This is a genomic window from Microbulbifer donghaiensis (assembly GCF_900129095.1).
In the GTDB taxonomy this organism is placed as follows: Bacteria; Pseudomonadota; Gammaproteobacteria; order Pseudomonadales; family Cellvibrionaceae; genus Microbulbifer; species Microbulbifer donghaiensis.
Window position 1 is genome coordinate 209,101 of sequence record NZ_FQVA01000004.1, and the last position, 22,995, is coordinate 232,095.

Consider the following 22,995-nt stretch of genomic DNA (forward strand, 5'->3'; position numbering starts at 1 on the left):
ATGACTCCAGCCACTCTCAGCGGTACCAGCCACAGGGCGAATAGATCGATGAGTTTGGGGGCCGGAGCGTGGCTGTTGGGATTGATGGCTTTGAGTTCGCCTGGTGCCTGGGCACAGACGGTGGAGGCGGCACATTCTGGGCCTGTCTCGCTGGTGCCGCCGCTGTTGGCGATATTGCTGGCACTGATCCTGCGCCAGGTATTGCCGGCCCTGTTTGCCGGGGTGTGGGTCGGCGCCTGGGCCATCGAGGGTGGAGACTGGAGCGCGATTTTTTCCGGACTTTTCACCGGTGCCGACAAATATGTAACCGCGGCCCTCGCCGACGCCGATCACGCGTCCATTATCATTTTTTCATTTGTCATCGGTGGCACCGTCGGTGTGATCTCCCGAAACGGCGGCATGCTCGGCGTCGTCGCGCATATAGTGCGCTGGGCCAGCAATGCGCGGCGCGCGGCCCTGGCTACCCTGGCCATGGGGCTGGCCATTTTTTTCGACGACTATTCCAACACCCTGGTGGTCGGCAACACCATGCGCCCGGTGACCGACCGCATGAAAATTTCCCGGGCCAAACTCGCCTATATCGTCGACTCCACCTCCGCCCCCGTCTGCTGTATCGCGCTGGTGACCACCTGGATCGGTTTCGAGGTGGGTCTTATCGAAGATGCATTGCAGGGCGCGGGCGCGACGCTCGAGCCCTACGGCGTTTTCCTGCAGTCGATTGCCTACAGTTTTTATCCGTTGCTCGCCCTGTTTTTTGTGGTGCTTGTGGCGGTGACCGGGCGCGATTTTGGGCCGATGCTTGTGGCCGAACGCGCGGCGCGCGCCGGGACTGCGCCCAGGGATACACAGGCCGGAGAAGAGCCGCCGCTGTATGACGTGATCGAGCCGCTGCCCGACAGGCCCGTGCGCGCGATCAATGCGGCATTGCCGATACTCACGCTCGTGGGTGGTGTGATTGCCGGGCTGTGGATTACCGGCGGGGGCGCAGTCGGAAAGCCGGTAGCCGACATACTGGCTGCAGCGGATTCCTATCGCGCGCTGATGTGGGCGGCGGTGGCCAGCTCCGTAGTCGCTGCGGCGCTGTCGGTGGGGCTGCGAATTCTCACGCTGGAGCAGACGGTCAACGCCTGGTTCGCCGGTGCGCGTTCGATGTTTTACGCAATGATCATTCTGGTGCTGGCGTGGGCGCTTGCCGGCGTAAGTGCAGAGCTGGGTACCGCCCGCTACCTGGTGGAGAGTATCGGCGGCGACCTCAGCGCAGCGCTATTGCCGTCGCTGGTATTCCTGCTGGCGGCGATCACTGCATTTTCTACCGGTACCAGCTGGGGCACCATGGGTATTCTGATGCCGTTGGTCGTGCCGCTCGCGTGGACCATGGTGGGTGGCGATGCGGGCCTTGCCGCTGATGAAGCGCATATCTTCTATGCCTCGATCGCCTCGGTACTCGCCGGTGCAATCTGGGGCGATCACTGTTCGCCGATTTCAGATACCACCATTCTCTCTTCCATGGCATCCGGCTGCGATCACATTGAACATGTCCGCACCCAATTACCCTACGCCACGCTGGTAGCAGCAGTGGCGCTGCTGTGCGGCACGCTGCCGGCGGGGTTTGGTGTATCGCCGCTCCTGTGCCTGCTGCTGTCGGCGCTGGCCCTGTATACGCTGCACCGGCTGCTCGGGCGGTCGGGCACTGGGGAAAAGGTTACGGCGGCGCCGGCTGCTGAATACGCGACCACTGGCGCCGTGCATGCGGAGTCAGGTTCGGAGACCTGAGTTTAAGTTGCCTGGGCATTCACTGAATCAATCGCTACGGCACTTTCCCGCTGGTCGATCTTCGCTGCCGAAGGCAACGCCAGCAGGCAGAGCGCCAGCATGCCGCAAGCGATCAGGATCAGTTGGGTATAGCTGCCACCGCTGGAAATAAAGTACCCGGCAACCAGCGGGCCGCAGGCCAGTCCCATTTTCGAGGCGAAGCCGCCGAAAGCGCCCATCTGTCCGGCGGCATCAAATTTCGAAGCCATGGTCAGCAGGTACGGTACACAGAAGGCCCAGGTAATGCCGGTAACCACGTTGGCGAGGATAAATACCGGTTTCAGTTCACTGAACATAAAAATCGCCAGCCCGACCAGCGTTATCAACAGGGCGATGGTCAGTGGCATCGTCAGTGCGAAGCGATGACCGGTATAGGCGGCGAGTGCCGCGCCGCTGATAGCAATCAGGTTCGCCCAGAAGAGTGTCTTGCTGATAAACCCGAGTTCCAGCCCGAAGGATTTGCCCAGATCGAAGATAAACGCAAACAGGGCCATATTGGCGAATTGAAAGCAGAAGAGTGCCAGCAGGGTAATCAGCATCGGGCCCATGGCGACCTTCGCATTCAACGGAACCTTGCGTTCTTCCTGCTTGCTGGGCAGGGGATAATCGGCCAGGAACGGCAACATGGCCAACGTCACCAGACTGAAAGTGATCAGCGCATAGAAGGGCACGTAGGTGCCGAACTTGGCTACTAGCCCGGGTAAAACCAGCATACCGATAGCGCCGCCGGTGTACTGCACCAGCAGTACCATGCTATAGGCGCGCCCGGCGATTCCGCTGCGCGCAATCGCTGCAAAACCCAGCCCCACCAGTGCGCCGCCGAGTATGCCGTGCACCAGGCGCAGCGGAACCAGTAACTCCAGGTTGGCGAGAAAAATGGTCAGGACATCCATGCCAATGGAGCAAATCAACAGCGCCAGCGAGGCCAGCTTCCACTGCGGAATTCTTTTCACGAACAGTGAAATGGTAAATGCGCCGATGACCGCGCCGATGGTATTGGCAAAAGTGATTTCCCCGGCCTGCGCTGCCGTGAGACCGGCGCCGGCCATCAACGAATCGACGATGACCGGGAAAATATTGACGTAATAGAGGCCGGCGGAGGAAAGAAACGCAAGCAGCAGGCTGGCAACCCATCCCTGCGGTGCGGCGTAAGGCAATAGGCCGGAAAAACGTCCCAAAGTTTCTCCGGCGTCAATTGGCTGACTTACCAGACTTTCTGCGTTATCGCTCATAGACACTCCGCGTGGGCATTGCCCTGTTTATTATTTGGCACCAAGCCGGCTGCACCGAGTCGCTGCCGTAAGATCAGTTTAAATGCTGTACCTGGCGCAACGCTAACGCATTGCGGGTGAGAATATAGGGCCAGATGCACGCGGGTGATGGAGCCAAGCCACGAGTTTTTGCCATTTGGAGCCAGTATCGGCGGTTGGACTCATGGCAATACAAAATCTGGCCCTATTGCTGCCAGATTTAATCCTCCAAGATAAAGCCAGATACAAGCCGCCACCGCGGCACCGACAAGCAGGAACTGTCTGGCGATGAACAATAAGAGCAAACACTTCGGTATCGCTGCGCTGCAGCTGAAGCTGGCGGAGGCCGACAATCTGGAACTGCTGCTGGAGCGGATCCAGAAAACCAAGCTGCGCTTCCCCTGGGTGAAGATGATTGTGTTGAGCGAGCTGGCCCTGCGCGGTGTCGGTGTGCAGCACGCGCGCGAGCTGCCGTCAGCGGAAGAGCAGGCCTTCTGCCGCAGCGCGCGCGAGCTGGGTATCTGGCTGGTGCCCGGTTCCATGTACGAGAAGTGTGGCAGCGCCGTGTTCAATACCACCCCGGTGATCAATCCCGCCGGCGAGGTCGTTGGCCGCTACCGCAAGATTTATCCATTCCTGCCCTACGAAAAGGGTGTGACCGGCGGCGACCAGTTCCTGGTATTCGACGTGCCGGAGGTGGGTCGCTTTGGCGTGTCGATCTGTTTTGACATGTGGTTTCCGGAAACCACCCGTGCGCTCACCTGGCTGGGTGCGGAGGTCATCATCCATCCCACCAAGACGGACACCATCGACCGCCAGGACGAGCTGGCCATAGTGCACGCCAGTGCGGTCACCAACCAGTGCTACGTCGTCGATGTAAATTCGGCCGGCGCACAGGGCGTGGGCCGCTCGATTATCGTCGGTCCCGACGGTGAAGTTGTCCACGAGGCGGCGACCGATGAAGAGGTGATCGCCTTCGAAGTGGATCTGGAGCGGGTCAGAAAGGTGCGCGAGCGCGGCATAAAAGGTCTCGGACAGATTCTGAAAAGTTTCCGCGATACGCGGGTGCAGTACCCGCAATACGAGCCGGGTGCGGTGTCGCCGGCGTATGAAGAACTTGGCCCTTTGAAAGTACCGGAGTAACAGGAAGTACACAGCAACTGGACCAGTCGCTGCGCGCAATCTGGCGCTAGGTTTTGGCCAGTAAGTGCGTAGCATATTTCGTCAACAACAATACTATCCGGCGCGGTACGGCCAGAAAAAAGAAAGGTAGAGGGAGCATGAAAGAGCAAAGCAAGCAGGGGTTCAGCAAGAAAACACTGGCAACGGCTGTCGCTGCAGTATCTGCCGGCACGCTGCTTTCCATGCCGCAAGTCTCGCTTGCGCAGGAAGCCGCGCTGGAGGAAGTCATTGTTACCGCCACACGCCGCGCCCAGAGCGTACAGGATATTCCCTATAACATTTCCGCCGTTGCCGGCGACGACCTGGAGGCATCACAGGTTACCGATTCGGCGGAAATGATGCGCAGTATCGCCGGCCTGACGGTGGTGGATCGCGGTTACCGCAATTCCGGTACCGTCAACGGCGTAGTGATTCGCGGTATGAATATCGATACCGGTGCCAACGGCGATGTTCCGCTTTCGGCGATCGGGACCGTGGCCACTTACATCGACGACACGCCGCTGTATGCGAATTTCGTGCTGAAGGATATCGAGCGGGTGGAAGTTCTGCGCGGGCCGCAGGGAACCCTGTACGGCTCCGGCTCTCTCGCGGGTACCGTGCGCTACATCATGAACAAGCCGCAGATGGGTGAATTCGCGGCCAAGGTCGGCACCAGTTTCAGCCAGACCGAAGGCTCCGATGGCTACAACCTCAATTCCGATGTGATGGTGAACCTGCCGCTCGGTGACAGGGTCGCCTTCCGCGCGAATATCGGCAAGATCGATAACGACGGTATCGTCGATTACGCCAATGTCTATGCGCTGGATGCGAGCGGCGCGCCGGTGGCCGCCGGCGGTGATATTGCCAACGGCGGCCCGGTATTCCGCAGTGTCGAGGACGCGGACACCGTCGACATCACCTACAGCCGCGCGTCGATACTGTTCGAGCCGACGGACAATGCCAGTATCCAGCTGTCCTACCAGCAGCAGGAAGACGATATCGGCGGCCGTCGCCAGGTCACCCGCGGTAGCAACTGGGTCAGCGGCACCGAGCAGGCCTACGACGACTACGAGAACGGTGCGGTAATCCTGGAGCCGTCCGAGCGCGAAGTGGACCTGACGTCGCTGGAAGTCGAAGTGGATATGGGCTTCGCCACCCTGACCTCGAGCACGGCAGACTACAGCCACAGCGGTACCGGTATCAGCGATAACTCCGGTTTCTATGCCACCATGGACTGGTTCGAAGGGCTCTACTACGGCACGCCGCGCCCGGTGGCGCGGGCCGAGCGCTTCTACGAGGACTCCGCTCTGGTGCAGGAAATTCGCCTGGTATCCAACGCCACCGATGCGAAGATCGACTGGATTCTCGGCTTCTACTACATGGACCAGGATTCCAAGGCCGGCCAGAACAGCACCATGCCGGGCTGGGCCGACTGGACCGCAGCGGCCCCCACCCCCTGGGATCTGGCCACCAGCCTAATGGATACCCTGAGTGGTTGGGCCGCGGATGTGCAGGACCAGGATTTCTATTTCCGCCGCAACCAGAACTTTGTCGATAAGGCGGTGTTCGGCGAGGCGACCATCAACTTCACCGACACCCTGCGCCTGACACTTGGTATGCGCAGCTTTGAGAACGAGCTGGTCAACGAGTCGCAGCTGTCGCTGCCGATCTGGCCGTTCCTCGGCAACGGCGACGCATCCTTTGAAACCAAGGAAAGCGATACGCTGTTCAAGGGCAACCTGTCCTGGGATATTTCCGACAGCCTGATGAGCTACGCCACTGTTTCCGAGGGCTATCGCCGCGGCGGTGCCAACGCGGTGCCGACCATCGGTTTCTACGCGGAGGATCCCGGTTACCTGCGCTACGACTCCGACTCGGTGGTGAACTACGAATTCGGCCTGAAAGGTTCCACCGATGCCTTCCGCTACACGGTGTCCGCCTTCTATACCGACTGGAAAGATCCGCAGCTCAACGCCGCCACGCCGAACTGGGGCTTCTTCGCGGCGATGAACGGCGACTCGGCGCGCGTGCAGGGCATCGAGTTTGAACTGGATGGCTACCTCAGCGACAGCCTGCACTACAACCTGGGTTATACCTTTGTGGACGGCGAGCTGACGGCGGACTTCGTAACCCCCACCGGCGTCACCATTGCCGAAGAGGGCGAGCGACTGCCGAGCACTGCGGAAAACACCTTCTCCGTGGCGATGGACTACACCACCGCGTTTAGTGACGGTATCGACTGGGTGTCCCGCATCAATGGCTACTACCAGTCGGATTCCGAAAATGCGATCGGCAGCGGCTTGACCGCGGCGGAGGTCGATGCCTTCCAGCTCTGGGGTGTCAACACCTCGCTGGTCGCGGAAAAGTGGGTCGCCTCCCTGTTTGTCAAAAACCTGTTCAACGAAGACGGCGTGACCGGCCTGATTACCGAGCGCCACATGGGTACCGACCCGAGTGAAAATTTCCTCGGCAACGCCTCCAAGGACTATATCAGTCTGCCCAGAACCATTGGTCTCTCCGGAAGCTACAGCTTCTGACTTTGCAGTGTTGCTAGTTGCCGGCCCTCGCGGCCGGCTTTTTTATGCCAGTTGAATTTGCAGCTGCGCCGGCGCGGCTGGCGCGACAGTGGTATGCTCGCAACACAACAATAAAATTTTCGCCCCTATGTTGAGTGACGCTAACGATCTTTACCGTTCTGCGCTGAATCGTTTTCAGCGCAAAGACTTCGCCGATGCCATCACATTGGTCGAGCAGGCGCTGCAGCAGGATCCTCAGTTGGTCAACGGTTGGCGGTTGCTGGCGGACAGCCATGCGGCACAGGGGCGGCTGGAGCGCGCGATTGAGTGTTTACAACGGGCCCAGCAGTATGCCGCCGTGCAAACTAACAAGTGGGTCAGTGTCAGTTTGCATTTGACCGAGATACTGCTGCGCGCCGGCAGGCACGGCGAGGCGCGGCAGCAACTGGATCACCTGCCGCTTGCCGATATTCAGCATGTGCAGCCGCTCAGCCAGGCCGCCTATCTCTATTCGCTGTGCGAGGCCCACCGGGAATCCCGGGATCTGTTCGAGCGGGCACTGAAACTGTCGCCGGAAAATCCGCAATTGCTGTTCAACTGCGCTGCGGCGAACCGGGCCATGGGGGACCTGGCGCGGGCCGAAACGCAGTACGATCAGCTCATCGCTATCCGCCATGAAGATTTCGAGGCCTACAAGAATCGCTCGGACCTGCGTCGACAGTCACCGCAGCGCAATCATATCGCGGAGCTGCAGCGGCTATCCGCACAGCGGGATCTCCCGGCTCTTGGCGCCAGCCAGATCCAGTTTGCGCTGGCGAAAGAGTTGGAGGATCTGCAGGAATATGGCAATAGTTTTGCCGCGCTCGCCGACGCCTGCCGCCTGCGGCGCAGTGGCATTCGCTACCAGGTTGACAAGGACCTGCAGCGACTGACGGATATTGCATCCGCCTACGATAAAGCTTTTATGCGTGACTGCCGCGAACGGCGCGATGGCGACATGGACGCCGGGCGCGGCGAAGGAATTATTTTTATTCTCGGGATGCCGCGCACGGGAACCACGCTGGTGGACCGTATTTTGTGCGCGGCGGACGGTGTTTTCTCGGCGGGAGAGCCCGGCACCTTCGCGCGCGAACTGACCGCCATGGTCCAGGCTGCCGGCGACGGTGCAGCCGCCGGTGACGGTTCTGTGGACTTCGTGCAGCGAAGCCGGCAGCTGGACTTCGCCGAGCTGGGGCGTCGTTATCAGCGGGAATTGCGCAGTCGCCCCGGCACGGAAAATGCCAGGGTAATTATTGACAAGAATCCGATGAACTATCTCTACATCGGATTGATCCGACTGGCGCTGCCGCGGGCGCGCATCGTGCATTTGCGCCGCAATGCGATGGACAGCTGCTACGCCATCCTGAAAACCCAATTCCGCAATGCCTACCCGTTTTCCTACGATCAGTCCGAGCTGGGGCGGTACTACCTCGGCTATCGCCGCTTGATGGAGCACTGGCAGCGCCTGCTGCCGGGCGCAATTTTCGATCTGCACTATGAGCAGCTGGTGGAAGATCTGGCGGGCGAGAGCCGCAGGCTGTTCGAGTACTGCGGATTGCCGTGGACTGAGTCGGTGTTGGATTTCCATCGCCAGGAGAAGCAGGGCACGGCAACCGCCAGTGCCGCACAGGTGCGCCAACCGGTCTACCGATCGTCGGTGGGTAAATGGAAGAATTACCGCGAGCAGTTGCAGCCGCTGGCGGAAATACTGCATAAGGGCGGTATAGAGATTGAGTGAAAGTGATCGCGGCCATCGACCGCGATCATATTGAGGGGCGTGATTAGTTCGCCGCTGGCGGCAGGGATTGGATCAGCGCCTCTCCCTTATCCTTCAGCGCCATGCACAGCTGAATCTGCTCTTTGGTCTGCGCCAGGCTGCGCTGGTAGCCGGCAGTCAGCTGGCCGTGCTGCCTGAACAGCTGCTGCAGTTCAGCGAGTTTTTCCTCGCTGCAGAAGGCGCGGGCAAACGACGGTGTGTGACGGCGGATCTGCGCCGGGATCTTGTCGACCACCTGGGCAAAGTTCTGCTGCAGCCACTGCCAGTTTTGATCCTGTACCGCCGGCTCGGCCAGTGAGCGCTGAATCAGGCCGAAGGTTTCCCGCGGGCCCATATCTTCGCTCAGTGCGATCCGGTGGATTTCCTGCAGCTGTTCCGGATTGTTGCTGCTGCCAATTGCATTGGCGCTGGCACTCTCGAAACGCGGGTCGTCCAGTTCGGTGCGCACCTTGATCAGGTGAGTGAGGAAGTCGTCGCCGGCATCCTGCACCGCCACCGTCAGCGCCGCCTCGTACAGGTCGGAGTCCAGCGCCTCTTCGTCGCGGGGCTGCTTGAAGCCGGTGAAGGCGAGCGCCTTGTCCTGCAGCGTCTTGCGTGCATCCTTATCGCCGGCAACCAGCGCCATAAAGCCCAGCACTCCACTGTTCAGCAGCTGCTCGTCGCTGTCGGGGCTGTCGGCGGTCGCGCTCAACACCGGCAGGTACAGGTTCTGGGCGAAGTTGAGGAATGCCTGCTGTCCTTTTTCCGCCAGGTAGTGCTGGCGGTATTTTTGCAGATAGCGCAGCGGCGCGACCACCACCTGGCGCTTGTCCGCCTTGGCCGACTGCTCAATAACTTCCAGCAGTTCGGACTCCGGCAGCTTGCCGGCTTCGAAAGCGGCGAAGGCGCTGTCGATAATGGACAGCTGCTCGGTGGGTGAGAATTTGGCAAAGCGCTCTGTGAGCGCCTGCCACTGGTCTTCAGCCAGGCTCCAGCGGTAGTAACCGCTGCCCTGCGCGTTGGGCATCACCCAGCTGGGGCAGGCACCGCCGGGGATCGCCACTTCCTGCTTCACACTGGTCAGCATCTGGCACTGCTGCGTGTCCTCGCCGCTGCTGAAGCAGAACGGGATACTCCAGTGCTGGTCCGCATCGACAATCGGTGAGCCCAGTGGTTTGTAGCGGCTCTGGCGCACCAGCAGTTTGGCCGCACCTTCCGCGCTGCAGTCCACCACCAGATCCAGCTGCGGCACACCTTTCTGTTCGACGAAGCTGCGGAAGGTTTCCGTCAGTTCCGGAGTGTTGGTCTCCTCGCCGATCACTTTGTAAAAGGCCGGTGAATCGGCCACGCCGCCGGCGAAGGTTTCGATATAGCGGCCCAGTGCCGGACGGAAGCGCTCCGCCCCAAAGTACTGATCCACCATATTGATGACGCCGAGACTCTTGGAGTAGGTGATTGCGTCGTAGGCGTTGCGAATATTGTTGTTGTCGGTGACCGGTTCGCGGATGGCGCGGGTGCTGGCGAGGGAATCCAGCTGCATGGCGCTGATCGCGGCGGTCGCGGCATTCAGGTCGTGGCCGCCCTGCGGCTCGAAGATGGTCAGCACCAGCGGCTCGCCCCAGGTGGCGAAGCCCTCTTTCAGCCACAGGTCATCCCACCAGGGCGGGGTGACCAGATTACCGAACCACATATGGGCGAGTTCGTGGGCATGCACCTCGACCAGCGCCAGGCGCGCGCCCGGGGCCGGCTTGTCGCCGACGAGGATCCGCTGTTCGCGGTAGGTGATGGCTGCCGACAGTTCGGTGGCGCCGCTGGGCCACTGCGGTGCGGCGACGATATCCAGTTTCTTGAACGGGTAGGGGCGCCGCAGCTGGGTCTCGAAAATCTCCACCATGCGCGGCGTGATATCGAGGATGTAATTCATATCCTTGCCGCGGCCCTTGCGGGCGAAGCCGCGCAGCGGTATCGGCTCGGAGCGGTATTTGTTCGGCGGAATGGCCGCGCGCTCAACCACATCGAAGGGGCCGGTGGAGAGCGACAGCAGGTAGGTCGGCATCGGCAGGGTGGTGGCGAAGGTGACCTTCTCCATACCATCGCCGGCGGGCTCCCGTTTCAGTTCTGCGCCATTGCTGATGGCGGCGTAACCCTCGGGTACGGTCAGGCTGATATCGAAGGGCGCCTTCAGGCCCGGCTCGTCGAAGCCCGGCAGGTACTTGCGCGCCTGGATGGATTCGGACTTTGCCAGCGCGTAGGCGTCGCCCTGCTCCTCGACCTTGAACAGGCCGGCCAGGTTGCGATCGAAGGCGGCGCTGTAGTCGATGTGCAGCGTGAAGGCGCCGGCGGGCAGTTTCTCGGCGAAGCCGATTTTGGCTACACCGCTGTCCAGCACCTCCTTATATTCGGCCGGCACGGTTTTGCCGTCGGCGAGTGTGGCGTGGATATCGCTGACGCGGATGTCCTTGCCGTGCAGCCAGATATGATCGGCGCTGCTGGCCATCTGGATGTCGATATCGACACTGCCGGTAAAGTCGTCGCGGCGCGGGTCCAGCACCAGGTCGAGGCGGTAGGCCTGCGGGCGCACGCCTTCCGGCAGCCGGCCCTCGGGTGCGCCGACATCGGCTTGCGGAACCGCTTTTTCAGCGGTCGCTGCTGCTGCGGCTTTCTGTTCGGCCTCTTGCGGAGCCTTGTCGGCCGGGCCGCAGGCAACCAGTGCCAGCAGCGGCACGGCCAGCAGGCAGTGCAGTATGCTCTTCTTCATATCTTCTCTTGATCTGGGGAAATGGGAATTCGGCAAAAGCGCCATTGTAGCGGTTCGGGATGGGGATTGCCGAAGGGCGGAGGGGCGGCGTCTTGGCTGGACAAATCTTGCGCCGGCTACAGCACTGTCGTCATGCCGGCGCAGGCCGGCATCCAGACTGGCGGAACCTGGGTTCCGGCCTGCGCCGGAACGACGACAATGTTGCTAAGGGTTGCCCCCAGCTTCTGAACCGGAAGGCTGGGCGCGCATCAATAGCTACAGGTGCGGAATCGTCAGCCGGGAAACCCGGCTGCTGCGATAGGGCACCTCGATTTGGTAATTGGTATCGGCCGGTTTCTGGTAAATCAGCCCCTCGGTGTCGATGGCCAGTGTCACCACGTGGCCCGGCGGCACATCGTAGCTGGTGGTGAAAAAGTCCACGCTGATCTTCTGCTCGCGCCCCACCTCGGCGTTGTGCAGCGTCACCGGCGCGTGGGTGATCAGGCGCCCCAGGCCGAGCGGGCCCGTGTCATACAAATGCAGTTGCAGCTGCACTTCCGGCTTGCTCGGTTTTATCCACAATTCCAAGGTCGGTGTACCGCGGATCTTCAGGGTGCTCCACTGCACCGCCGAGTTGTACTCGATCGCATAGTAACCGTTGATACCGAGCATATTGGTGTAGACGGGGATGCCGAAGCCCTCCAGCGCGTCGGACACCACCGGGATGCCGGTGCCGGCCCTGGTGTCGGCGCCGCCGTGGAAGCTGTTGCTCCAGCTCCAGCCGCCGTAGGGGCTGCCTTTCATGCTGCCGCTGTTGAAATAGGTCAGGCGCGGGTGCAGGTACCAGGTGCTGCTGTTCTGCGTGACCGGGAAATCCGCGAACTGTTCCAGGCGGTTGCTGATGCGCACCGTCATATCCACTTTCGGCTCGCTGTCGATACCGTTGGCGTCGCCCTTCAGGTAGTGGTCGAACCAGCGGAAGCTGGTGGCCCAGATGTGGCCATCGTTGCCGCCGAGGGTCTCGGTGACCGCATGGGTACCGGGATTCAGCAGCAGTTTCTTAGGCCCATCCAGCAGCGCGTAGAGGTCCGTCATGCTGTTGGGCTTGAACAGGTAATCGGCGAAGTTGTTCGACATCAGCACCGCCGTGTCGTTGGCGTTCAGCGCGTCGACGAAACTCAGCGCCGAGCGTGTCGCGCCGAATTCGATCACGCCGTCGATATTCTGCCCGCTGCGCAGGTCGCTCCAGATCTGGTCGATAACCGGGTCGCGGCGAAAGGCGGTGTTCACCAGCAGGGTGCCCCACACCAGGTTCACCGTGTCGTTCGGGTAGAGGCCCTCGACCACATCCGACCAGCCGGACAGCGCGGCCACCGCATCCACGCGCGGATCCGCGGCCGCGCCCAGCAGCGAGATGCCGGCGCCGTAGGAGATACCCGCCAGGCCCAGTTTGCCCACCGGGTAGTTGGCCTCCAGCCAGTCGATCAGCACCCGCACATCGGCGAGACTGTTGTCTCCGGCTACATCTACCTGGCCGCCGGACGCGCCGAATCCGCGGGTGGAGTAGCTCATGACCAGATAGCCGTTCTCGGCCAGCTCGGCGGCCTGCAGCAGGTACTGGTGCTTGTCGAGCGCCCAGCTGTTGGTAAACAGCACTGCGGGGTAACCACCGGCGGGTGGCGGGGTGTCCGGTACAAGCAGGTTGGCGTCCAGTTCGGTGCCATCGAACGAAGTGATATCCAGATCGGCTGTGAATTGCGGCGCGGCCCAGGACTGCGCCGCCAGCAGCGCGCCGCCGAGCAGCGCCAGTAGCGGTGACGTCTTCATCGTTTTCTCTCTTAATCGAATATTTATTATTTTTGTGACCAGAGATCTAAGCGTGGTCACAGCCGTGAATATACGGGCTGGAGGTCTGTGCCTGGGTGCGGGGAGATGAAAACTGAGAAGTCGGTCCCGGTCATTGGCGTGCGGAGCATCCGACTGCGACCCCTGGCCTAACTGACTTGTACGGACTTTTCAGTCCCAGATAAACAGGCGAATATTCGGTTCTGGTCTAAAATTGTTCTTTTTTTGATCAATAAAAACCGGTAGTGTGTGAGCTTCCTTGTTCCGCCATGGAGGGCCTCAGAAGAGACAACTCAGTGGCTAGAACTATGTTTCCTCGCGCACTCACATTGTTGGTAATCTGTTTCGGTTTTGTCCTTGCCGGCTGCAAGGCGTCGAATCTGGGTAAAGAGACCTGGTATCAGGTAGAGACCGAAAACTTCCGTATTGTTACCAATGGCGACCCCGACGCCGTGAGAACCATGGCGTCCGATCTGGAGCGCTACCGCGCGGTGGCACTGCAGCTGCTCGATGCGCAGCAGGACAGCCAAAAACTCACCATCTACGCCGCAGCCGACCGCCGCAGCTATGCCGGCCTGGTGGGCGAAGAGCTCGCGCAAGTGACCAACGGTCTGTTCGACACGACCGCCCAGGGCAGTTATGCACTGGTCAATCTGGATGGCCGCAGCGGCAAGCGCCAGCTGCAGGCCCGCGAGTTTCTGTTCCACGAGTACACGCACTTCCTGAGCTACAACGGCAACACCACGCACTACCCCTATTGGTACAGCGAAGGTTTTGCCGAATTTATGTCCACCATGACATTCACCCCGGACGGTCGCTACCAGCTGGGTGGCATTCCCAAAGAGCGTGCGATGACCCTGCTGTTCACCAGCCCGATGCCGCTGGAAAAGCTGCTGCGCGCTACGGTCTTTAATACCGACGGCGACGAAAAGGCGCAGGTCTATGCCAGCGGCTGGATGCTCGCCCACTGGCTGATCATGAAAAGCGGCAAGGTGGAGCAGTTCAAGGATTACGTGAAGGAATACAACCGTGGCGCGGATCCGGTGAGAGCCCTGGAGAAGTCTTTCGGCATGTCCGTCGCGGACATCAACAAGGAATACGAGGCCATGTTCGAAAGCGGCAACTTCGACCTTGCCGGCGCCCCGATTCCCGCGGACTTCCGCGAAGCGCGCCCCAAGGTAACGCAGCTGTCGCCGCGTAACGCCGTGGCTGAAATCGGACACTTCCTGGTGATGTCCGGCTACAACATTGATGGACTGCTGGGCCTGCTCCAGTACGCACATCTCGCAGGCGTCGACAGCCCGCAGCTCACCGCGGTGCAGGCGGATGCCGAGACCCATATCGGCAACTTTGAGCGCGCGGACCAACTGCTGGCGAGTATCCCGGCGCAGTACCGCAGCGAGATCTGGTACAAGAATGTGCAGGCGTGGCTCGGCCTGAACCGCCAGGTCAATCGGCCCGGTGAGGCGCGCAGCCGCGACGACTTGAAAAAGGTGCGCGACCAGTTCGTGTACCTGGTGAACAACGACTCCGACACCGCCTCCCACTGGTTCGGTCTCGCCATGTCGATGGAAATGCTGGATTACCCGCGGGACAAGTATGTGGAAATGCTCGAACAGGCTTATTTGCGTGCGCCGCGACAGGTCCATATCGCCCAGTGGTTGGCGCGGGAGCTCTACGAGCAGAAAGATGCGGAATTCTTCGCCCACGTTGCACAGCCGCTGATGCTGGAGCTGGACGACGAGGAGGAGTACGAGCAGATGAAGACGATGCTGGCGGAACTGCAGGCCAACCCCAAAACGAAGGGCAAGGCGCAGACCACACTGGCCCGCAACGAGGGCTAAACTCCAGCCAAACTAAAAAGCCCCGGTCGCTAGACCGGGGCTTTTTTATTTTGCGGCCGACAATTTCGTCGCCCGGCGAGTTGTAGAGGGCTGTAGTTCACCGGAACAGATTGCGTGTGTCGCTATACCGACGTGGCACTACCCCAATAATTAAAGCCGGCCAACTTGGGCGACAGTATGTAACCGGATTCCAGCGACAGGACTGAAAAACCGCTTTTTTCAATCAACTCGGGAATTGCGCGATTCAGATTGCAGCCGCCGAAGGCGCGGCGCCAGTAAGGGTTCAGGCGGTCCTGCCACTTCCTGACATCGGCATCCGGAGCGCGGCCGTGTTCGCTGAAAATCAGTTGTCCACCCGGTTTCAGCACGCGCCGCATCTCGCCCAGTGCGCGGCGCCAGTCCGGAATGGTGCAAAGCGTGTAGGTGAGCAGGATCGTATCGACACTGTTGTCCTCCAGCGGGATCTCCTCGCTCGGCAGGTCCAGCCAGCGCACCTCGAGCGGTGATTTGCTGACATTGTCGCGTGCGCGCTTGCGCATGCCTGCAGACGGCTCCAGCCCCCAGATAAATTCCACCCTGGCGCGATCGTAGAAGGGCAGGTTGAGGCCGGAGCCGAACCCCACCTCCAGCACCCGCCCGCGGGCCTGCGGCACGACCAACTGTCGCTGTTTGCGGAACGCCTTGAGACCGCAGGCGCAATTGATCAGGTGGGGCAGACAGCGATCTTCATAGAAGCTCATAGTGATCATCCGGTTAGGAGAGACTGTTTGCGCATGCACTTTAATATACCAGGCGTAACCGCAGGAGCCGCGTGCTGAATCGGCGAAGGCCGGATGCGCACCGGTGGTTCTAATGTGTGGTAACAGTTACCCTGTCGCAGGGATTTGTTTCTCGATCGGCTTACAAAGATAACAATATGATCAATCTGCAGGAATGGCGCCGCGCCGGGCGCCTCTTTGAATACCAGGGCTGGCCGGTATTCACGCGCACCGGCGGCAACCCGCAAGGCGAGGCGCTGGTACTGATCCACGGCTTTCCCACCTCCTCGTGGGACTGGAACAAGGTCTGGCCGGAGCTGGCCAGACACTATTCGCTCTACGCCATCGATATGCTCGGCTTTGGCGATTCCGCCAAGCCGCGGGAATTTTCCTATCTGATTGCCGATCAGGCTGAATTGATCGAGACCTGGCTGATGGCGCAGGGTGTCGGCGAATACCATATTCTGGCGCACGACTACGGTGACACGGTGGCGCAGGAGCTGATGGCCAGGGATCTCGAGCGACTGAATCTCACACGACGGGAAAAGCCGAACCTGCGTATCAAGAGCGTCTGCCTGCTGAATGGGGGCATCTTCCCGGAAACGCACAAGCCGGTGCTGCTGCAGAAATTGCTGCTCTCACCACTCGGCCCGCTGATCGCCAGGCTGACCAGCAAGCGCAAACTCGCCGCGAATCTGCAAAAAATCTGCGGACCCAATTCGCCACCCAGCGCGGAAGATATCGACGGCTTCTGGGCGCTGATCGAACAGAACGACGGCCTGGGGGTGATGCACCGGCTGATTCAGTATATGCCGCAGCGCCGGCAGAACCGCGCCCGTTGGGTGCGCGCCCTGTGCAATGAGTGGATGCCGGTAAAATTGATTGACGGTGTAGTCGATCCCATCTCCGGTGGCCATATGGTGGCGCGGTTCCGGCAGCTGGTACCCAATGCGGATATTACCGAGTTGCCCGGTATCGGCCATTACCCACAGACCGAGTCCCCCGCACAAGTGCTCAGTGCCTATCTGGCTTTCCGCGCACAGATCGAGGAATCCCAACCCGCACCCCTGGCGACATAGTGGCAATTCCCCAAAGCCTTTTCGGGAGATCCGCCCGCAGCCGGAAATAGCACAGGTTTCGGCTGCTGATTCCCCCCGCGTTAACAGCCGAGCTGGGTAATCAAGCCGCTGATCCACGGAGAGGCCTGCGGATACTCATCCATATTCAGGACAAACTCCTGCCCCCTGGCCGCACATTGCAGTTGGCAATGATCTCCGTCATCTCGCTTGAGGTCGCGGCTCCAGCGTTCCAGCTTGTTGTGATAACTGAGCGGTGTCCGTCCGGGTTCTGGATAGAGAAATCCAGGCAGGCGCCAGGCCGTCGGCTTTGGCGAGTCCGGGTGTGTCAGCACAAGCCGCGGGTTAACTCGCGGAAAAGTGCCGGCTCCGGCCAACGCCCTGGTATTTTCCGCGAGTCTGAACCGCTCGGCGGCGAGATACAGCGTGTTGGCGGCATCTGGACCTATGGCGAAGTGCGGGTGGTAGCGGGCCCAGGAAAGCGTGTCCGCCGGCAGCGCATCCACTTTCACTATCTGGTCGATGGCGAGCCAGCCCCAGAGAATATGGCGAGCCGGCGCGTTTTTGACAAAGCGCCAGCGCCCTTCAATCCGCTCTACAAGTCGGAACAGGCCGAAGAACAGAAACAGGTCTCCGGCTCCGACTCCCTGTTTGCGCAGGTGCCCCTGCGCGGCACCGGTCTGGCCCAGCAACGGCCGCCAGTCTGGTCGGCGCGGCAGCGCATCCGTGTGCATATCCGGATCCAGGTGCGCGCCCATATCGGCGGTGATCTTGCCGCGCGTCAAATCCTCGACCAGCGCGCCAATGTCGTCGCCGTTGTCGCCGGCACGGTTGATGTCACCGTACTGGATACGGGAGTTGGAGTCGGGAATCGGCAGCGCGTAGAGACTGCCATCGGGAAAGATAGGGCTGGGACAGCCGCCGGCGGAGGAATCGAAGCCTTTGCGGCTCAATATCAGGCGCATTGTTTCGTCTGCTGCCGCTCACTAAACCGGGAATGAATTCGGAGAGCGCTCATTTTGACTGGAATCGCGCCGGACGCAAACCCCTGCCGCCATGCATTTCAGCGGTGGCCGAACGCGTCGAGCCCCTTTTCCTGGTGGCCGGCCTAGACCTGTAGTGCCCGGTCAGCGCAGGGGGCGGCCAGGGGCACCGCTTTCCTGTGCGCGAATTGTGCGGCAGTTGACAACCTGGTGTTGTGGGTATGTTTAACATAGCCGCCTTACAAATCGGCTTGTCACTGAGGGTTTCTCATGAAATCAACCATTATCTCCGTGGCTGCAGTTGCCAGCCTGTTACTTTCGGGCTGTGTCAGCCAGCATCCACAGACCGTGGAAGAGTTCCGCCAGGCGGTTCCCGGTGCTTTTATGGCCAAGGTGGAGACCTACGAAGTGGATCGTCCTTTCTCCGAGGTTTCCGGGTCTTTCGAGAAATACGCCCCCAAATGTCTCGATGTCACGATTGAAACCGAATCGCGGACCAACATGAGCTATCAGTATATCGTTACCGATTACAATCCGACGGTGGTCGCGGGCAGGGATATAACCGAGCTGCACCTGCAGAGACATCATGCACAGGGCGTAATGAATGTCACCAAAGAACCGGAAGGTGGCTATTATCTGCTGGTCGCCGACGCTACACCGGTGGGCAAGAACAACACCCGCATCGATATCTACGGCCCCTCAAGAGGCTTCGATGTCATCACCAGGGCGATAAAAGGCTGGGCCAGCGGAAAGAATATGGGCTGCCCTGATCTGACCAAGATATAGACGGTTCCAGCCATGCATACACGAGCTATCTGGGGCAGACTGGCGCTGGTCCTGCTTGCGGTAACTGCGGTTGCCGCCTGCTCCGGTGTCAGGCCATACGAGAATCCCCGCGAGCGGAACCTGGCAATCAATGTAGTTACCGACCCCGGTTCGCTGTTCGGCGGTGTCGATGCCGCTGTCGACATATATTCGGTAGACGACAGATGCCAACCCGAATACCTGGGCACAGTGGCATTGCAAGATCCGCTGGTACTGGTTGGATTGCCACCCGACAGGTTGAGCTATCTGGTCTTCACCTTTTCCAGTTCCGCGTACCTCGGCAGTATCAGAGGCTCCGCCGCGTTCGAGGTTCTGATGGCGGCAAAGGCCGGTTATCGCTACGAGGCCGAGGTTCGCTATATCGATGACATCTACAATGTCGAGATCCTGGAGAAATCTCCGGGGGCGCGTAGGGGCGTCGAAATTCCGCTGAGAGATCTCGCCAGCTGTAATTAACCAATCGAGCCCGCGCTGCAGCTGGCGGACTCATTCTGGATGCAATGATGGCAGAGCAGGGTTTTTCGCCATACTGCGTTATCTAACAAGGTATCGATGATAAGTGCGGGTCTTCACCGAGTATCTGCTGGAAAAGAGTGTTCAGCTGATCCATCTCGACACTCCTGTCGGAGTATTGACTCTTGTAGCCCTCAAGTCGCTCAAGCTCGAGCTCGATGAACTGATTCAACCGCTCCACGGGTGGCGCCATCTCCTTTTCCAGGGCCACTTTTTTACGCTCCAGCAGAGCGTGAATATCCTCGAGCACTGCCGGATCTTCGAGCAGAGGCAGTAGCCTGTCGAACTCGATTGGTGCCGCCTCACTGTGGCGCTCCAGCCAGCGCACCGCCAACAGCGGTCGCAGAACGTAGAAGTATTTTTTCAGCGGCACCAGATCGCCCTTTAGGTAGCCGCGATAGTTGGTCTTTGCCATGCTGCGATAGTGGTGGATTCCCTTTTCCGGGGAGTAGATTGCGGGCAGCAGGTCGCGAACGGTGCTGGCAAAGTCGCCGCGCTCCAGATAGGTGATCGGCGACTGTACCCATTCCACGAAGGCAGGGTTGGATTTCCAAAACAGCTTGAGTGCCTTGCGCAGTTCCCAGCCGTTAAGATCTATATCATCGACAATCTCATACTCAATGACATCGCGCCTATCTTCCAGATCCACCGACAGGTACCAGTCCTTTGGGTGAACATAGATAAAGCGCACATCGTAATCACTGTTTGGTGATGCGAAGCCCCAGGCGCGACTTCCCGATTCGATGGCAAGCAGGATCTTTACGTTGTGCTCGCGCTCTGCGGCCTTGAGCCGGTTGAGGATTTCTTGTCTTACTGTTGAATCAATCATTGACTACCTAGGAGTGAGGCTGGGATTTCTTAACGAAATCTTAATAAAATACCAATCCGCGATCAGTGTTGCAGTTCTTGTAGGGACTCGGGGAGATAATCGAGCTGAGGCCGATCCACCCTCTGGACGACAGCAGTACATGTTTCCATTCACTTGGACAGCGTCCGTACGATACATATTGATTATTGTTTTACTCTGCAAGTTACGCGGGCGATAGCAAGCCCGCGTCACAAGCTTCCATAGGGCTTTTCGTTGCAATAACGACGATTTACTTGAGGTTAATTGGCACTTGGTTTCTTCAGTACCCTCTCCATGGCCAGGCACATCTCGCTCTGCTGCCGCCGATCTTTCAGTACCCGTCCAAGCGCCGGCATCAGTTCATTATGCTGTTTCAGAGTCTGGTCGTACTGCGCGACCTCTTTCTTGCTGCAGGCAATCGGGAACAGCATCGCATAGGCCTTGTTGTACAGTGTGTCCTGCGTGTCGCTGACCTTGGGCACGGCGGCGAACAGCTGGGTACTCATGTCGCGGTACAGTTTTAACTGTTCCGGCGGGAAGAGTGCGCTGGCGGCGGCGCGGATCTGGCTCAATTTGTACTGGTCGCGCTTGTTCAGGATATTGTCCAGCCACTCTTTCTTTACCTCTAGCGTTGGGCGGATGGCGCGGGCGCTGATGGCGTAGTTGCGGGCGCGGTCGGTGTTGTCCGTCTGCAGTTCTGCCTCAACCAGTTCGGCGTAGTCGCCGAGCTGGTGGCGGTTCAACAATACGATCAATTGCCAGCGCATATCCTGGTCAACTGGCAGCCCATTGATTTCGAGTTCGCCGGACAGCAGCTGCGCGGCGTTGTTCAGAGCCTCGTCCGTGTGGGCGAGCTGGGTGAATGTCTCGAACCATGTTTTCTGTGCGTCGCTGCCGGCGGGGGAGCTATTGATTTTGGCCCAGACGAAATTCTCGATCGCCTCCAGCCGTTCCGTGCGCAATTCACCCGGCACATCGAAGCGGTGTGCGTAGGCACTGGCGGCTTCCAGTTGGCTGCCAATCAGGCGGATCACATTGATATTGCTCTCGGCACCGGCGTTATTCAGGGCGAAAGTAATCCAGTCATCCAGCGGCCACTTCGCGTCGGTGACGCTGTCGAACAGGCTCTGCCACAGCATCAATCGGGTAAAGGAACTCTCGATGGCGGTGATGTGGCGAGTTATCTGTCCGACGGACTTTTCATCCAGGTTCGTTTTTACGTAGGCCCAGTCTTCGTCATTCAGGTTCAGTATTTGCGGGCAGGGCAGCCCCTTGGCTTCCTTCACCGGAGTTCTGGCGCCGCTGTAGGTGACCGGTACCGCGGCTACGCGAGTCATGATGTTGTCCTGCAGGCGGTAGATACCGAGCTGTATCTTCTGCTCGCGCAGAGTCGGGTGCTCCTTCGGTGCCGTCTGCATGATGGTCAGCTGGGTAATCTTGTCATCGGTGCACATAAAGGTGGCGGAGATGGTGTTTACCCCGGCCTTGTACAGCCAGTTCTGTGTCCACTGTTCCATGTCTTTGTTGGCGGCTTTGCCCAGGTGCTCCATAAAGTCCTTTAGCTCGGCATTACCGTAGGAAAATTCCGTCAGATAGCTGCTGACGCCCTGGCGGAAACCCTCCTTGCCCAGATAGTGCGGCAGTTGCTCCAGGACCGAGCCGCCCTTGCCGTATGTGATGCTGTCGAAATTGGAGAAGGCCTCGGCGGTATTGGGAACCGGTACTTCGATCGGATGGGTGGTCGGCAGCTGGTCGGCCTGGTAGGCGGACTGTTTTGAACGCAGGTAAAAGTTTTCCCAGACATCGTCGAACTCGCTGTTGGTGGCCAATGCGAGGCTGGCCATGTAGGTGGCGAAACTCTCTTTCAGCCACAGGCCATTCCACCATTTCATCGTCACCAGGTCGCCGAACCACATATGCGCCATTTCGTGGGCGATAACGTTGGCGAGCTTCTGTCGCTGTGCCTGGGTCTTTTCGCCACGGGAGACATAGGCCTCGTTGAAGGTCACCGCCGCGACATTTTCCATGGCGCCGATGGTGAAGTCCGGCACGATCAGTTGATCGTACTTGCCGAACGGGTATTCGATGCCGTAGTACTTCTGGAAGAAATCGAAGGACTGCTGGGTAAAGGTAAACCAGTCCTGCGGTTTCACATTGGGAGCCAGCGTCTTGCGAGCCATCAGGCGCAGCGGAATATCGCCGGCTTTGCTCTCCCATACCACAAAGGGACCCGCGTGCAGCGGCAGGATATAAGTGGAGAATTTCTTGGTGGCGGGAAAGTGCCAGTGTTTGCGGCCGTCTGCGAGATCCTCAATATTGTCCTCGCGAGTGGTCGTCACCACTTGCCAGTCCGCCGGCGCCTTTACATCGATGGTATAGCTGGCCTTCAGGTCGGGCTGGTCAAACATCGGCGCGAAGCGATTGGCTTTGTAGGGTTCGAAGTGAGTATAGAGATAGACGTTGCCGTCCTGGGGATCTTTAAAGCGGTGCAGACCGGAACCGTCCGTGGAATAGGGGTGCGTGTAGTCGACGGCGATGCTGTTCGGTCCCAGCTGCAGTTGTTCCGGTGCAATGCGGATGAAGTAGCCATTGTATTCGAACGGGATTTCCTGGCCGTTTACGCTGACCGACTGCACCTCGCCGCCGGTAAAATCAATCGTCAGCGCCTGCTGCAGCGGCCGCGCGATCTCGGTTTCCGCAATCAACCGGCCGGAGAAGCTTTCGGATTCGCTGTCCAGGTCCAGGGAAATTTTGTAATCCACATCCGCGATCTGCAGCTTGCGCAGCGCTGCGTAGGCGGCAGTGAGCCCGGGAACATCGGGGCGCGCGACGCGCGGTACCGCTTCAGTTTTTGCCGGGGCAGCGGTTTCGGTTTCGACAGGCTTGTCTGACGGCGGCGTTTTCGGCCCGCAGCTGGCAAGTAGCGTTCCACACAGGAGTGTGGCAGCGAATTTCCTGAAGTTCTTCATCGAATTCTCCGAGTTGCGGCATTGGCGCAAATAGCTGCGCCGGCGGCGTATTATTTGCCATGGT

15 protein-coding genes are annotated in these 22,995 nt (G+C 59.8%); 8 read left to right on the forward strand and 7 right to left on the reverse strand.

Features of this window, described 5'->3' with window-relative positions; translation table 11 throughout:
- The first annotated feature begins 90 nt into the window (after positions 1–90).
- Positions 91–1,773: a Na+/H+ antiporter NhaC family protein gene (locus tag BUC36_RS14665; RefSeq protein ID WP_200797289.1), complete on the forward strand. Its 1,683-nt coding sequence runs from the start codon at positions 91–93 to the stop codon at positions 1,771–1,773.
- Between the two features lie 2 nt (positions 1,774–1,775).
- Here the strand turns inward: BUC36_RS14665 and BUC36_RS14670 are convergent, their stop codons facing one another.
- Positions 1,776–3,044, reverse strand: coding sequence for an MFS transporter (locus tag BUC36_RS14670; protein WP_084536102.1), 1,269 nt, complete (start codon positions 3,042–3,044; stop codon positions 1,776–1,778).
- Between the two features lie 306 nt (positions 3,045–3,350).
- Between BUC36_RS14670 and BUC36_RS14675 the strand changes: the two genes are divergently transcribed.
- The 3 genes from BUC36_RS14675 (at position 3,351) to BUC36_RS14685 (ending at position 8,516) form a co-directional block, all read left to right on the forward strand.
- On the forward strand, positions 3,351–4,205 hold the full coding sequence (locus BUC36_RS14675) for a carbon-nitrogen hydrolase family protein (RefSeq protein ID WP_073276472.1): 855 nt from the start codon (positions 3,351–3,353) through the stop codon (positions 4,203–4,205).
- Between the two features lie 137 nt (positions 4,206–4,342).
- On the forward strand, positions 4,343–6,760 hold the full coding sequence (locus BUC36_RS14680; RefSeq protein WP_073276474.1) for a TonB-dependent receptor: 2,418 nt from the start codon (positions 4,343–4,345) through the stop codon (positions 6,758–6,760).
- A gap of 127 nt (positions 6,761–6,887) precedes the next feature.
- Positions 6,888–8,516 (forward strand): tetratricopeptide repeat-containing sulfotransferase family protein, encoded by a 1,629-nt coding sequence (locus tag BUC36_RS14685; RefSeq protein WP_073276476.1) that lies wholly within the window; start codon positions 6,888–6,890, stop codon positions 8,514–8,516.
- 43 nt (positions 8,517–8,559) lie between these two features.
- Here the strand turns inward: BUC36_RS14685 and BUC36_RS14690 are convergent, their stop codons facing one another.
- Together BUC36_RS14690 and BUC36_RS14695 are read right to left on the reverse strand one after the other, a co-directional pair.
- Positions 8,560–11,292, reverse strand: a complete 2,733-nt coding sequence (locus tag BUC36_RS14690) for a M1 family metallopeptidase (protein WP_073276478.1) — start codon at positions 11,290–11,292, stop codon at positions 8,560–8,562.
- Positions 11,293–11,547: 255 nt separating this feature from the next.
- Entirely contained in the window at positions 11,548–13,098 is a 1,551-nt protein-coding gene (locus BUC36_RS14695) for an alpha/beta fold hydrolase (RefSeq protein WP_073276480.1), read from the reverse strand.
- Between the two features lie 314 nt (positions 13,099–13,412).
- On the opposite strand from BUC36_RS14695, the gene BUC36_RS14700 reads away from it, so the two are divergent.
- Positions 13,413–14,960 carry a hypothetical protein gene (locus tag BUC36_RS14700; protein WP_234995012.1) on the forward strand — a complete coding sequence of 516 codons (1,548 nt, stop codon included), beginning with the start codon at positions 13,413–13,415 and terminating at the stop codon, positions 14,958–14,960.
- Between the two features lie 122 nt (positions 14,961–15,082).
- Here the strand turns inward: BUC36_RS14700 and BUC36_RS14705 are convergent, their stop codons facing one another.
- A complete protein-coding gene (locus tag BUC36_RS14705) occupies positions 15,083–15,700 on the reverse strand; it encodes a class I SAM-dependent methyltransferase (RefSeq protein ID WP_073276629.1) in 618 nt (205 codons plus the stop codon).
- 176 nt (positions 15,701–15,876) lie between these two features.
- On the opposite strand from BUC36_RS14705, the gene BUC36_RS14710 reads away from it, so the two are divergent.
- Complete coding sequence (locus tag BUC36_RS14710; RefSeq protein WP_073276484.1) at positions 15,877–16,797, forward strand: alpha/beta fold hydrolase; 921 nt, start codon at positions 15,877–15,879, stop codon at positions 16,795–16,797.
- Between the two features lie 80 nt (positions 16,798–16,877).
- Here the strand turns inward: BUC36_RS14710 and BUC36_RS14715 are convergent, their stop codons facing one another.
- Positions 16,878–17,759: an Nmad3 family putative nucleotide modification protein gene (locus BUC36_RS14715; RefSeq protein WP_073276486.1), complete on the reverse strand. Its 882-nt coding sequence runs from the start codon at positions 17,757–17,759 to the stop codon at positions 16,878–16,880.
- 288 nt (positions 17,760–18,047) lie between these two features.
- Here BUC36_RS14715 and BUC36_RS14720 point away from each other — a divergent pair, with 288 nt between their 5' ends.
- Together BUC36_RS14720 and BUC36_RS14725 are read left to right on the forward strand one after the other, a co-directional pair.
- Positions 18,048–18,563 carry a hypothetical protein gene (locus tag BUC36_RS14720; protein WP_073276488.1) on the forward strand — a complete coding sequence of 172 codons (516 nt, stop codon included), beginning with the start codon at positions 18,048–18,050 and terminating at the stop codon, positions 18,561–18,563.
- A 12-nt stretch (positions 18,564–18,575) separates the two neighbouring features.
- The gene (locus BUC36_RS14725) at positions 18,576–19,058 is read left to right on the forward strand and encodes a hypothetical protein (protein WP_073276490.1); all 483 of its coding nucleotides are present in this window, start codon (positions 18,576–18,578) and stop codon (positions 19,056–19,058) included.
- Between the two features lie 82 nt (positions 19,059–19,140).
- Here the strand turns inward: BUC36_RS14725 and BUC36_RS14730 are convergent, their stop codons facing one another.
- A complete protein-coding gene (locus BUC36_RS14730; protein ID WP_073276492.1) occupies positions 19,141–19,944 on the reverse strand; it encodes a nucleotidyltransferase domain-containing protein in 804 nt (267 codons plus the stop codon).
- Positions 19,945–20,222: 278 nt separating this feature from the next.
- The gene (gene pepN, locus BUC36_RS14735) at positions 20,223–22,931 is read right to left on the reverse strand and encodes an aminopeptidase N (RefSeq protein WP_084536104.1); all 2,709 of its coding nucleotides are present in this window, start codon (positions 22,929–22,931) and stop codon (positions 20,223–20,225) included.
- Between the last annotated feature and the right edge of the window lie 64 nt (positions 22,932–22,995).